At 73.9% G+C, this 12,683-nt stretch carries 12 protein-coding genes; 6 read left to right on the forward strand and 6 right to left on the reverse strand.

Going from position 1 to position 12,683, the window contains the following annotated elements:
- The first annotated feature begins 28 nt into the window (after positions 1 to 28).
- Complete coding sequence (locus ACIBO8_RS08740) at positions 29 to 2,296, forward strand: putative bifunctional diguanylate cyclase/phosphodiesterase (protein WP_396114506.1); 2,268 nt, start codon at positions 29 to 31, stop codon at positions 2,294 to 2,296.
- Here the strand turns inward: ACIBO8_RS08740 and ACIBO8_RS08745 are convergent.
- Both ACIBO8_RS08745 and ACIBO8_RS08750 read right to left on the reverse strand, forming a co-directional pair.
- Complete coding sequence (locus tag ACIBO8_RS08745; RefSeq protein ID WP_396114507.1) at positions 2,263 to 3,015, reverse strand: endonuclease/exonuclease/phosphatase family protein; 753 nt, start codon at positions 3,013 to 3,015, stop codon at positions 2,263 to 2,265. The genes ACIBO8_RS08740 and ACIBO8_RS08745 overlap by 34 nt on opposite strands.
- 4 nt (positions 3,016 to 3,019) lie before the next feature.
- Positions 3,020 to 3,958 (reverse strand): LysR family transcriptional regulator, encoded by a 939-nt coding sequence (locus tag ACIBO8_RS08750; protein WP_396114508.1) that lies wholly within the window; start codon positions 3,956 to 3,958, stop codon positions 3,020 to 3,022.
- A gap of 50 nt (positions 3,959 to 4,008) precedes the next feature.
- Here ACIBO8_RS08750 and ACIBO8_RS08755 point away from each other — a divergent pair, with 50 nt between their 5' ends.
- Positions 4,009 to 4,677: a type 1 glutamine amidotransferase domain-containing protein gene (locus ACIBO8_RS08755; RefSeq protein ID WP_396114509.1), complete on the forward strand. Its 669-nt coding sequence runs from the start codon at positions 4,009 to 4,011 to the stop codon at positions 4,675 to 4,677.
- Positions 4,678 to 4,681: 4 nt separating this feature from the next.
- Here the strand turns inward: ACIBO8_RS08755 and ACIBO8_RS08760 are convergent, their stop codons facing one another.
- Together ACIBO8_RS08760 and ACIBO8_RS08765 are read right to left on the reverse strand one after the other, a co-directional pair.
- Positions 4,682 to 5,032, reverse strand: coding sequence for an STAS domain-containing protein (locus ACIBO8_RS08760; protein WP_396114510.1), 351 nt, complete (start codon positions 5,030 to 5,032; stop codon positions 4,682 to 4,684).
- A gap of 120 nt (positions 5,033 to 5,152) precedes the next feature.
- Complete coding sequence (locus ACIBO8_RS08765; protein WP_396114511.1) at positions 5,153 to 6,502, reverse strand: AI-2E family transporter; 1,350 nt, start codon at positions 6,500 to 6,502, stop codon at positions 5,153 to 5,155.
- 120 nt (positions 6,503 to 6,622) lie between these two features.
- On the opposite strand from ACIBO8_RS08765, the gene ACIBO8_RS08770 reads away from it, so the two are divergent.
- The 4 genes from ACIBO8_RS08770 to ACIBO8_RS08785 are packed head-to-tail and all read left to right on the forward strand — an operon-like array spanning position 6,623 to position 10,332.
- Entirely contained in the window at positions 6,623 to 8,029 is a 1,407-nt protein-coding gene (locus ACIBO8_RS08770; RefSeq protein WP_396114512.1) for a ferric reductase-like transmembrane domain-containing protein, read from the forward strand.
- A 17-nt stretch (positions 8,030 to 8,046) separates the two neighbouring features.
- On the forward strand, positions 8,047 to 8,490 hold the full coding sequence (locus tag ACIBO8_RS08775; RefSeq protein WP_396114513.1) for an FMN-binding protein: 444 nt from the start codon (positions 8,047 to 8,049) through the stop codon (positions 8,488 to 8,490).
- 28 nt (positions 8,491 to 8,518) lie between these two features.
- Complete coding sequence (locus ACIBO8_RS08780; RefSeq protein WP_396114514.1) at positions 8,519 to 9,526, forward strand: nitronate monooxygenase; 1,008 nt, start codon at positions 8,519 to 8,521, stop codon at positions 9,524 to 9,526.
- Positions 9,527 to 9,576: 50 nt separating this feature from the next.
- Positions 9,577 to 10,332 (forward strand): VOC family protein, encoded by a 756-nt coding sequence (locus tag ACIBO8_RS08785; RefSeq protein WP_396114515.1) that lies wholly within the window; start codon positions 9,577 to 9,579, stop codon positions 10,330 to 10,332.
- A gap of 385 nt (positions 10,333 to 10,717) precedes the next feature.
- Here ACIBO8_RS08785 and ACIBO8_RS08790 read toward each other — a convergent pair whose 3' ends face one another.
- The gene (locus ACIBO8_RS08790) at positions 10,718 to 11,791 is read right to left on the reverse strand and encodes an acyltransferase family protein (protein ID WP_396114516.1); all 1,074 of its coding nucleotides are present in this window, start codon (positions 11,789 to 11,791) and stop codon (positions 10,718 to 10,720) included.
- On the reverse strand, positions 11,788 to 12,657 hold the full coding sequence (locus ACIBO8_RS08795) for an alpha/beta hydrolase (RefSeq protein ID WP_396114517.1): 870 nt from the start codon (positions 12,655 to 12,657) through the stop codon (positions 11,788 to 11,790). Before ACIBO8_RS08795 ends, ACIBO8_RS08790 begins: the two co-directional genes overlap by 4 nt.
- Positions 12,658 to 12,683 lie beyond the last annotated feature (26 nt).

A 12,683-nucleotide genomic window follows, 5' to 3' on the forward strand; every position in this document is an offset into this window, starting at 1 on the left:
GCCCACGGACATCGGGAGGAGGGTCGGCATGGCAGGGCGTACGACGTCGCGCGCGGCGGTGTTCGTGCTGCTCGCGGGCTGGTGCGCGGTCGTCGCCTTTCTCGTCCAGCTGATCGTCTTCGGCGACCACGTCAACGTCTTCGTCACCGGTGCCGTCAACTTCTTCAGCCAGTTCCTGCCCGCCGTCGCATGCTGCCTCGCCGCAGCCGGTGCCCGGGGACGGCGCAGCGAGGCGTTTCTGGTCGCCGGCGGCGTCATGGCGTACTCGATCGGCAACCTGCTGCTCAGCGTGCTGACCGCGAACGACGCGTACGTGCCCTTCCCGAGCATCAGCGACGCCGCGTACCTGCTGTTCTATCCGGCCGTCATGGCGGCCCTGCTCATCGGCATGGCGCGCGAGCACCGGCGGATCCGCGCCTCGGTCGCGTGGGACACCGCCGTCGGGGCCCTGGGCGCCGGCACCCTGCTGGCGGTGGTGCTGCGACCGGCCATCGAGCAGGTCGGCGGCAACCCGCTGCAGATCGCGGTGGCCGTCGCGTACCCGCTGGGCGACGCGGTGCTGATCGCCGGCCTGCTCGGCATCGCCTGCCTGCACGGTGGCCGGCTGCCCCGGCGCTGGCTGCCGCTGATGGCCGGCCTGGCCCTGTTCTCCGTCGGCGACATCGTCTACTCCCTGCGCGTGTCGTCGGGCGGCTACCAGCTCCACACCCCGCTGGACGCGATCTGGTCCTTCGGGGTGGCCCTGGTCAGCACCTGGGCCGTGCTGCAGGCGCAACGGCCGGCCCGGGCCCGGGAGAGCGAGACGGGCAACTCGGCCGCGCTGATCGTCCCGGCGCTGGCAAACGTCGCCGCGCTGGGCGTGCTGCTGGCCGCCTCCGCCGGGATGATGTCCCGCCTCGCGGTGGTGCTGGCGATCGTCACCGGGCTGGCCGCGGCGGGCCGCACCCACGTCGCCTACCGGCAGCTGCGCCGGATGGCCGAGCTGATCCGGCAGGCGCGCACCGACGACCTCACCGGCCTGGCGAACCGCCGGGCGCTCTACGACCTCGCCACCGAGCGGCTCCGGCGGTCTTCCGCCGCGACCTCGGCGCTGCTGCTCATCGACCTGGACCGGTTCAAGGGGGTCAACGACGGCCTCGGCCACCATGTCGGCGACCGTCTGCTGGTGCAGGCCGGGCAGCGGCTGGCGGAGCGGCTACGGCCCGACGACGTCCTGGCGCGGCTCGGCGGCGACGAGTTCGCGGTGATCGCGGACGTCGCCGACGCCGAGGCGGCCACCGAGCTCGCCCGGCGGCTGCGGGCCGCGCTCGCCACGCCGTTCGACCTCGAGGGCATCGCCGTACGCATCGACGCCAGCATCGGCATCGCCCTGCACCCCGAGCACGGCGACGACATCCACCTGCTGCTGCGCCGCGCCGACGTGGCGATGTACCGCGCGAAGACCACCCGCCAGGGCCAGTGCCTGGCCGCGCCGGTGGCCGAGGGGGACGACGGCGGCGACCAGCTGCGCCTGCTCCAGGAGCTGCACGAGGCGCTCGCCGAGGACCAGCTGGTGCTGCACTACCAGCCCAAGATGGATCTACGGGACGGCACCGTCCGCGGGGTGGAGGCGCTCGTGCGGTGGAACCACCCCACGCGCGGGCTGCTCTACCCGGACGCGTTCCTGGCGGCCGCCACCGACGCCGGGCTCATGGACCGGCTCACCGAGACGGTGCTGCGCCTGGCGCTCGACCAGGCGTACCGGTGGCGCGAAGCCGGCCACGCCCTCACCGTCGCGGTGAACCTGTCGGCGCACAGCCTGCAGGACACCACGCTGCCGGTCCGGGTCGCCACCCAGCTGCGCGAGCGCGGCCTGCCCGGCTCCGCCGTCCAGATCGAGATCACCGAGGACGCGCTGATGGGCGACCGGACGCACGCCACCGCGATCCTCTCGCGCCTGCGGGCGCTCGGCGTCCAGATCGCGATCGACGACTTCGGTACGGGCTTCAGCTCCCTGGCGTACCTGCGCGACCTGCCGGTGGACGAGCTCAAGCTGGACCGTTCGTTCGTCGCGCCGGTGAGCACGGACCGGCACGCGGCCGCCCTGGTGGCGTCCACCATCCACCTGTCGCACAGCCTGGGCCTGCGCATGGTCGCCGAGGGCGTGGAGGACGACACCACGCTCGGGCACCTGCGCCGCGAAGGCTGCGACCAGGCGCAGGGCTACGGCATCTGCCGCCCGGCGACGGCCGAGGCGCTGATCGAATGGCTGCAGGACGCCCCTCACGCCGAAGTCACCTCGGCCTCGATGCCGTAGTGGTCGGACAGGTGGGCCCGGCGCCCGCCGGCCAGGTCCACCGGTGCCTGGAACACGAGCCGCGTGCGCGCGGTCAGCCCCGGCCGCAGCAGGACATGATCGAGTGCCGGTGGCGCCGGGAACCGCGATGTGGGCCGGAAGGTGGGCTCGCCGTCGCCGGCCCTGGCGTCGTGCAGCCCCGCCGCCACCAGCAGCTCGGCGAGCACCGGGGACGTACGCGGCAGGTTGAGATCGCCGGCCACCACCACGGGCAGCGCGGGGTCGATGCCCGCGACCACCTCGGCGAGCCGGTGCGCCTCCGCCCGTTGCATCGGCGTATGGCGGTTGCCGGCCGACCAGTCGTCGTCGTGGTTGGCCGAGAGGTGGGTGTTGACCACGGCGAGGCGGCCACCCGTCGTCTCCACCGTGGCCACCTGCACGCCCTTACGCATCAGCAGCTCGCGCCGCACCGGCCGGGTCACCGGGTACCGCACGAACCGCGAGGCGGTGATCGGCAGCCGCGACAGGAGGAGCAATCCGCCCCTCAGCAGCACCGGGCCGGTGCAGGCGTGGAACCCGTACGACCGGGCGATCCGCCGGATCAGGGCGGCATGGGCGCGGAACATGACCTCCTGCAGGCACACGACGTCGTGGTCGCCGTCCTCCAGAGCGGCGGCGAGAACCCTCAGCCGGGGCCGGACGTCACCGCGCATGAGCGTGTTGAAGGTCAGCAGGCGCACGCCGTCACCAGTCCCGGGCGTGGTGCAGGAGCTCGCGGCGGACGAGGTCGACGTGGTGCAGGACCGGAGCGCCCGCGCGGTGCGCCAGATAGCCGGTGTTGATCGGCGGATCGGCGGGTTCGAGCAGCGGCACCAGGTCGCCGGCGGCGAGCTCGCGGGCGCAGAGGTAGCGCGGCAGGACGGTGATGCCGGCGCCCGCGACGACGACGGCGAGCACGGCCCGCAGGTCGGGAACGACCACAGCGGCGCGGGCCGTCAGGCGGCGGTGGAACACATGGCGCCAGTAACGGCGCAGGATGGGCAGGTCCTCCGCGTAGCTGACCAGCGGCAGGTCGTCCAGCGAGCGGGAGTCGTCCGGGTCCACGGCGCCGGTCCGCCCCGCCCAGGCGCGGCCGGCGACGAGCACGAACTCCTCGTCCATCAGCGGCCTGGCGACCACGGCCCGGCTGCGCGGGCGTACGGCGGACAGCACCAGATCGAAGCGGCCGGCCCGCAGGCCCTCCAGGAGGTCGTCGGCGAGGCCGAGGGTGACCCGCAGGCGTACCCCCTGGCCGACGAGTGGCGCCAGCGCGGGCATCGCGCGGACGGCGACGAGCTCGGCCGGGCCGGCCAGGTGCACCGGCTCCTCGGGGACGGCGACGTCGGGGGAGGGCTCCGCGACGGCCGCCAGTTTGTCGAGCGGGTCGGCCACCCGGGCGGCCAGCGCCAGCGCCACCGAGGTCGGTGCGACGCCGTGCGGCAGGCGCTCGAACAGCTGCCGGCCGAGGTGCTGTTCCAGGGCCCGGAGCTGGCTGGTCACGGTCGGCTGGGAGAGGCCGAGCAGCCGGGCGGCGGCGGTGAGGGAACCCGCCCGGTGCACGGCGAGGAAGGTGCGCAGCTGCATAAGGTCCAGCGGCCGGGCGGCGGGCCGTACCGGCGGCTCATCAGATTTCTGATCGGCCATTGCAGGAATCCTATTGGTTGGTCGCGGGGCCGCGGCCGTACCGTCGACGCATGTCCAAGATTCTGTTCGTGATGACCGGCTCCGACCGGCTGACACTCGCCGACGGCACCCCGCACCCGACCGGGTACTGGGCCGAGGAGTTCCTCGCCCCCTACCGGGCGCTGACCGGCGCGGGGCACGAGGTCGTCGTGGCCACGCCGGGCGGGGTCGTGCCGCCCGTGGACCGGGCGAGCCTCGACCCGGAGCCGGTCGAGGCCGAGCTCGCCTCGATCGCCGCCCTGAAGGATCCGGCCCGCCTGGAGGACGTGCGGCTCGCCGACTATGCCGCGGTCTACTACCCGGGCGGGCACGGGCCGATGGAGGACCTGGCCGTCAGCCGCCCGTCCGCGGAGCTCATCCGGGCCACCCTGGCGGCCGGCAAGCCGCTGGCCGTGGTGTGCCACGGGGTTGCCGCGCTGCTGGCCACGGCCGACGAGAACGGCGCCTGGCCGTTCGCGGGCTACCGGCTCACCGCGTTCAGCAACGTCGAGGAGCGCGCCGCCGGGCTGGCCGACAAGCTGCCCTGGCTGCTGGAGGACCGGCTGGCCGCCCTCGGCGCGGACTTCTCCGCGGGCGAGGCGTGGGCGTCGCACGTCGTCGTGGACCGCACCCTCTTCAGCGGGCAGAACCCGGGATCCTCGGCCGAGCTCGCCGAGAAGGTGGTCGCGGCTCTGCGCTGACCCGTCAGAGGTCCACGGTGGACGTGCTCGCGACGCCGACGCCGCGCAGCCGGTGGCGGGCGACCCCGGCCGCGGTGAGCTGTCCGGCCACCACGGCCGAGGAGTTGTCGAGGAAGACGGCGACCTTGTGGTCGTCGCCCAGGTGACAGGCGGCGGCGAGGGTGCCGAGGTTGATCGGGTCCAGCCCCCGCACGTCCTGCAGGTCGAGGATGAGCCGCAGGGGACGTACGTGACGCACGGCGTTCACCAGGGCGCGCCGCAGCTCCACCGCGTCGTCGGCGTCGAGCACGCCATGGGGCTGGATGATGAGACTGCCGTCGGGACTGGTGGCGATGTCGACCGTGCCGTCGGCCATCGTGCTACCTCTCGTTACCCGCTGTTCTCCGGGCAGTCAGAGTAGAACCCCGTCCACGGCCCGGTCGATGGCTCGGCGAAGAATTCATCCGATCACCGCAAGGTCACGACCTCGCGCGGTTCAGCCGGTGCGGACGGCCGGTTCGGCCACCGAGCTGTCGTCCGGCGGCGGCTCGGCCGGGTCGGTGCGGCGCTCCGCCGCCTCCGAACGGTCGTCCGCCTCGGCCTCGCCGTCGGCGGCGGACTCCGTGCCGGGCGGTTCCCGGTCCGGGGTCGGTTCGCCGGAGGGATGCCGCACGAGGTAGCGGATGGCGGTGTTCAGCACCGCCAGCAGCGGGACGGCGATCAGGCCACCGACGATGCCTGCGACGACGATGCCGGTCGCGATCGCCAGGATGACCGCGAGCGGGTGCAGCGCGACCGCCCGGCCCATGATCAGCGGCTGGAGCACGTGCCCCTCGAGCTGCTGCACCGCGATGACCACGCCCAGCACGATCAGCGCGGTGACCGGCCCCTCGGCGACGAGGGCGACCAGGACGGCCACCGCGCCGGTCAGCGTGGCGCCGACGACCGGGATGAACGCACCGAGGAAGACCAGCGCCGCGAGGGGCAGCGCCAGCGGCACCCGGAGGATGAACAGCCCGATACCGATGCCCACCGCATCCACGAAGGCGACCAGCACGGTGGCGTGGACGTACGACACGAGGGTGTGCCACGAGTAGTGCCCGGCGCGGGCGGTGGCCACCCGCGCCTCCCGCGGCAGCAGCCGGCACAGGAAGGACCAGATCTGGCCGCCGTCGCGCAGGAAGAAGAAGAGCGTGAACAGCACCAGGAAGAACCCGGTGAGGACCTCACCGAGCGTGGTGGCGGTGCTGAGGGCGCCGGAGGTCAGCGCGCCCTGATTCTTGGAGATGGTCTGGCGTACGCGGTCGACGTACTGGCTGAGCTGGGCGTCGGTGAGGTGCAGCGGACCCTGGGACAGCCACGTCTGCACCTCCTTGATGCCGTCGCTGACCTGGGTGGAGAGCGTGTCGATCTGGGCGACGATGGTGCTGACGATCAGGCCGAGACCGCCGAAGACCAGTAACAGCGCGGCGAGCAGCACCAGGCCGGCGGCGAACGAGCGCTTCACGCCGCGCCGGGTCAGCGCCGCGGCGACCGGCTGGAACAGGGCGGCGAGCAGCACCGCGATCACCACCGGGATGATCACGACCCGCAGCAGGGACACCACCCGCAGGAACAGGTACGCGGCCACGACCAGCAGGATGAACCGCCACGCCCACGCCCCCGCGGTACGCACACCACGAGGCAGCACGTCGTCGTTGCTCGCCGGCCGCTGCACCAGGACGACGGGCGCCGACGAGTCCTGGAGCTCCGGTCCCACGGTGAAGGGCGGCGGGTGGTTGCGGCGCGCCGCCGCGAGCCGGTTGCGGGCCCGTTCCCGTACCGACTGCGCCCAGGTCTTGGCCATCAGAGCCTCCAGATTCAGGTGTCGTCACAGGGTGCCCCGATCGGACCGGCTTCATACACGCACAGGTTTCTCACAGCCGTGGCAAAGAGTCCGCGTAGCCGCGCCGCCGATCTTTGGACCATGACCACGACGATGCAGCCCCTTCCCGTCACCGTGCGGCGGGCGACGACTCCGCGCTGGTGGCCGGACGCCGGCGGGTCCGTCGCCGCGCTGAGCCTGCTGAGCGTCACCGCGCTCTGGGTGAGCAACGGAGGCGTGCAGCAGGCGCTGGGCGGCGACCTGGAGGCGTTCGGCCGGCTCGCCGGGCTCTGGGCCTCCGACCTGATGCTGCTCCAGGTGCTGCTGCTCGCCCGGATCCCGCTCGTCGAGCGCGCGTTCGGCCAGGACCGGCTCGCCCGGTGGCACCGCTGGACCGGCTTCACGTCGTTCCACCTGATGGTGGCTCACATCGTGCTGATCACCCTGGGCTACGCCGCCACCGCGCACACCGGCGCGTGGGCCGAGTTGTGGGACATGTTGGTCTCGTACCCGGGCATGCTGCTCGCCGCTGCCGGCGCCGCGCTGCTGGTGATGGTCGTGGTCACCTCGATGCGGGCGGCCCGGCGCCGGCTGCGCTACGAGTCCTGGCACCTGCTGCACCTGTACGCGTACCTCGGCGTGGGCCTGGCCCTGCCGCACCAGCTCTGGACCGGCGCGGACTTCATCGGTTCGCCGGTCTCCACGGCGTACTGGTGGACCCTCTACGCGGTCTCGGCGGGTGCGGTCCTGGTCTACCGGGTGGGCCTGCCCCTGTGGCGCACCTGGCGGCACCGCCTCGTGGTGAGCCGGGTCGTGCCGGAGGGACCGGGCCTGACCTCCGTCTACCTCCAGGGCCGCGCCCTCGACCGGCTGCCCGTCCGCGCCGGCCAGTTCTTCCAGTGGCGTTTCCTCGACGGGCCGGGCTGGAGCCGCGCGCACCCGTACTCCCTGTCGGCGACGCCGCACGGTCACCTGCTGCGGATCACGGTGAAGGACCTCGGTGACGGCAGCGCCCGCGTCGCCCGGCTGCGGCCCGGGACCCGGGCGCTCATCGAGGGACCGTACGGAAAGCTGACCGGCGAGACGTACACCGGCGGGCCGGTGGTCATGCTGGCCTGCGGCATCGGCATCACCCCGCTGCTGGCGCTCCTCGGCGAGCTTCCGTACGCCCCCGGCCAGGCAATCCTGGTGTACCGGGCCCGCACCGAGGCCGAGATGGCGTTCCGCGGCGAGCTCGAGTGGTTCGCCCGCCACCGCGGCGTCCGCGTCGTCCCGCTGCTCGGCCCGCGCGCCGCCCGCCCGTCCTGGCTCCCGGCCGCGTACGCCGAGGACGCCGACGCCGACGCCGAGGACGCCGACGCCGAGGTCCTGCGGCAGATCACGCCGGCGATCGCCCATGCCCACGTGTACGTCTGCGGGCCGCAGGAGTGGACCGGGGCGGCGAGCGCTGCGGCCCGTGAGGCCGGGGTGCCGGCCGGACGCGTACACACCGAACTGTTCTCCTGGTAAGCGAAAGAGAGACGACGATGCGACGGATCACCCTGTGGCTGCTCTCCACGGTGGCGGTGCTGGTGCTGCTGTTCAGCTACCGCACCAGCACGAACAGCCCGGAGACCCCGGCCGCGGCCTCGGCGCCGCTCGACACCGCCGGCACGTCGGACAGCTCCTCGTCCGGCTCCTCGTCGGGCGGCGCGAAGACCTACACCGGGTCGGTCGCGCAGACCCGATGGGGGCCGGTGCAGGTCAGCATCAGCGTCTCGGGCGGCAAGGTGACCGAGGTGACGGTTCCCGTCTACCCGACGGACAACCACCGCGACCAGGAGATCAACCAGTACGCCCTGCCGATCCTCCGGCAGGAGGCCCTGGCCGCCCAGAGCGCGGACATCGACGCCGTCTCCGGCGCGACCGTGACCAGCGACGGCTACAAGCAGTCGCTGCAGGCCGCCCTGGACGCCGCCCACATCTCGTGATCGCCGGACCGGGGGGCATGATGGCGTGATGGTGTGGGAGTTCGGCAGTCCCGTGATCGTCGCCCCGATGGCCGGCGGCCCGTCCACGACCGCTCTGGTCCGCGCGGCCGCGGCCGCCGGCGCCGTCGGGTTCCTCGCCGCCGGTTACAAGACGCCGGACGTGGTCGCCCGTGAGGTCGGTGAGCTGCGCGAGAGCGGACTTCCGTACGGCCTCAACATCTTCCTGCCCACGGCCCCCGCCGATCCGGCAGCGGTCAGCGAGTACCGGCGCCTGCTGCAGCCCGAGGCCGAGCGCTACGGCGTCGAGCTCCCGCACCCGCCGCTGCACGACGACGACCACTTCGCGGACAAGGTACGGCTCGCCGTGCAGGCCCGGGTGCCGCTGGTCAGCTTCACGTTCGGCGTACCGGATCGGGACGTCGTCGCCGAGCTCCACCGCGCGGGGTCCACTGTGCTCGTCACGGTGACCACCGCTGCCGAGGCGCGGCTCGCGGCCGCCGTGGGTCCGGACCTTCTCATCGTGCAGGCGGGCACCGCCGGCGCTCATTCCGCGACGACCACGCCGGCGGACTACGACGGTTCGTCGACCGCGCCGCAGCTGGTGCGGGAGGTTGCGGCGGCCGTGGAGCTCCCGCTCGTGGCCGCCGGCGGCACCGGCACCGGGGAACACGTACGGGAGCTGATCGCTGCGGGGGCGGTGGCCGTGCAGGCGGGCACGGCTTTCCTGCTGGCCGACGAGGCGGGGACCCGGCCGGCACAGCGGGCGGTGATGCTCTCCGGGCGCTATACCGAGACGGTCGTGACGAGGGCCTTCACCGGCCGGCCGGCGCGCGGGCTACGGAACCGTTTCATCGACGCCTACTCGGCGGCGGCCCCGGTGGGCTACCCGGCCGTGCACCACCTGACCGCGCCGATCCGGGCCGCGGCGGCCGCGCAGGACGATCCGGAGGCGCTCAGCCTCTGGGCCGGCACGGCCTTCGCCGACGCCCGCCCGGGACCCGCAGCGGCGATCGTGGCCCGGCTGAGCGAGGGGTGAAGCGGGTCCCCGAAAGTCTGATAAACGCCGGCGGCTCTTGGAGCCGGGTCGTGGGGGACGGTACTGAGGTACGCATGTCTCGCCCCGCGCTCACCGCAGAACTGTCCCGCTACGTCCTTCCCCCGGTCCACTTCGACGGGTTGTCCCTCGAGGCCGCGGACCCGCGCGGGCTCGCCGCGTTCTGGCGGGTGGTGCTCGACGGCACCCTGCTCGACCTGGGGGACGGCGGGTGGCGGGTGGATCCCGGCGCGGGGCGGCCCGGCAACGAGATCGTGCGGGTCCGGCCGGGGACCCGGCCGCCGAGCCGGCAGACCCGCGTGCACCTCGACGTACGGCTGGCCGGCGCCGAGCCGGATGCGATCGTCGCCGCCGGAGGGCGGATCCTGCGCGAGCCGGGGGCGGAGCCCTGGTACGTGCTCGCCGACCCGGAGGGCAACGAGTTCTGCGCCTACCCGGCCGTGGACGACCGGCCGGCGGGCATCTTCGAGCTCGTGGTCAAGTGCCGCGACGCCGTGGCGCAGGCGCAGTGGTGGAGTGCCCTCCTGGGCGGGAGCGTGGCGCTGGAGGGTGAGGCCGCGGCGGTGCGGGCCGCGCCCGACTTCCCGTGGGAATACTGGCTGTTCGACCCGGTGCCCGAGGCCAAGGACGGGCCGAACCGCCTGCACTGGCACGTCATCCTGCGGGACGGCGAGCCCTCCGACCTGGTCGCGCGGGGTGCGACGGTGCTGCGCGCCCCGGCGGGCCGGGACGACGCGTGGGTGCTGGCCGACCCCGAGGGCAACGAGTTCTGCGCGGGGCCGGCCTGACGGCTCAGGGGGTGTTGTGGACCAGGACGAAGACCACAACGACCCAGGCGGCGGCGATGGTGAAGCTGAGCGGAGCGACAAAACGGTTCATGGCCATGACTTTCCGGCGAGAAGCGACAGGGAAAGTGCGCACACGAAGCGTCGCGACCGGCACCCTGCTCCGTCGCGGCGCGACGGCAGGGAGCGGGTGGGTTTTCGTAAGTCAGCGGGCAGGGCCCGGCTTCACGGCCTGGCGCGCGCGTGGCGCACGGCGCGGCGGAAGCGGGTCAGAGCGGCTGACGAGCGGCCCGGCCACGACTGGGAGGATCGCTATCTCGCACAGCGATCACCTCCATCAGTTAGTGCGGGCTTCGGACCGTCGAAGAGCGTACCTCTTAAGCGCAATTTAAGAAACGCGGGCCCGTGCGTGTCGCCGGCCACGGACCGCCAGGGCCAGGCCGAGCGCGAGAAGCGGCAGCCAGGCGAGCCGCGCCACCACCCACGCCGGTCCGTCCGGCGGCCCCACGAGGCCCGGAACCCGGGTGCCGACCAGGGCGGCAGCGGCCAGCAGGACGCTCTGGTGCCCGAGGTACACGGGCACGGCGACGCGGTTCAGACGGGTCACCGCGCGGACGGCGTACGGCCGCCGCAACAGCCTCCCGAGGGCCCCGCGCAGGAGCAGAAAACCACCGATCTGGGTGACGGCGAGGGCTACGGCGGCCAGCGACGGCGGGGAGAGATTCGAGCGCCCTTCCCCGGGTACGCCCACCGCGCTCACCGGGTATCCACCCACCGCCGTCAGGAGCGCCAGCAGGGCAACGCCGCCGAGCAGGAGCAGCACGGGCGCCCGCCGTCCGCCCCACCGCCCGAGCGCGACGGCGATGCCGAGCAGCCAGGGCACCGCCCATGCGGCCGGGACGGCGAGCCATCCGGGCAGCAGGCCCGCGTCGGCGCCGGCGACGATCAGGGCGGGCACCAGCGCCACTGCCGGACCGTAGCGTCGTACCACCCGGCAGAGCGGGCGTGACGCGATCCGCAGGGCCACGTAGGGGACGAGGAACCACAGAGGACTGACCACGAGAGTGGCCACGGTCTCGAGTGTTCCGGCCGGCGCGCCCAGCACCACGCCCACGCCGAGCACGAGCGCCCAGCCGGCGAGCAGCGGAAGCAGCGCCCCCAGCAGCCGGTCCCGGGTACGCCGAGCGCCGCCGTCCCGGGCCCGCGCCGCCGCGAACCCGCCGGCGAAGAAGAACAGGCCGAGGGTCTGGAAGAGCCACGTGACCGGAGCGAGGTGGGGCATCGCGCTCAGCGGGCTCGCGGTGTGCCAGCCGTCCGGACCGGTCACCAGGCCCGTGACCAGCCAGTGCCCGCCGACGACGCCGCAGATGGCGAAGGCGCGCACCGCGTCGACGGTCCGGTCTCGCCCGGAGGCCGTCGTCACACCGCCGTCGGGGATCACCACGATGCTGCCGGAGCTCATGCTGCCGCCGCCACGTCGGCGCGGCCGGTCACGACGCCGGCCACCGCGGCGAGCGTGGCGGAACCGGGGCACAAGTAGCCGTCGTGCCCCGCAACACCGGTGGTCGGCAGCTCGCGTGCGCCGAACCGCGGTGACGACGGGCGACGGCCGTGTCCCAGGTGCAGGATCCGCAGCTGGGGCACCCGCCGGATCCAGTCGTCCGCCGCCAGCGCCGACCACACCCGGGCGCCGCCCAGGTCGGACGCGTGCGCGGCACCCATTCCCGGCGCGCCCAGCGCCACCACGTCGGCGACCCGGGGCAGCCGGGGAGCGGCCAGGCCCACGACCAGCGCCCCGTAGCTGTGGCCGATCAGCGTGACCGCAGCGTGGGGTGGTAGCGCCTCGACGAACGCGACCAGGTTCGCCGCTCCGGCGCGCGCCCGCAGGTCCCGTGCGGCCTCCAGCGACAGGCCCTCGGGCGGGTCGTACCCGAGCCAGGCGACCACTGCGATCCGGGCCCGGGGGTCGGCGGCCCGGGTTGCTTCGTACAGGGCCCGTGCCTGGACCGAAGGCGCCCGCCGGGCCACCCCGCCGAGGCCGCGGTCGAAGTCGCGCAGGGTGGTGTCGACGCCGGGCACGAGCACGGCGACCCGGTCGGCGGTGGCGAGGTCCCCGACGACCTCGACGGCCCGCCCGTCGCCGCGGGAATCGAAGGAGAGGAAGTGGCGCCCGGAGCGCGCCCAGCCCGCGTACGGCTCACCGGCCGCCGCCATCGCGGCCGGCACCGGGATCGTGGAGGCCGGATCGGCCGGGGGTGGGCCGGCCCAGGTCGCCGGGAGGTCGACGGAGGCCAGCGCGAGGACGAGGAGAACCGTGAAGATCCGCATGCCGGGCAGCGTGCGGGCACGGCCAC

It is taken from the genome of Actinoplanes sp. NPDC049681 (assembly GCF_044465265.1).
GTDB lineage: Bacteria > Actinomycetota > Actinomycetes > Mycobacteriales > Micromonosporaceae > Actinoplanes.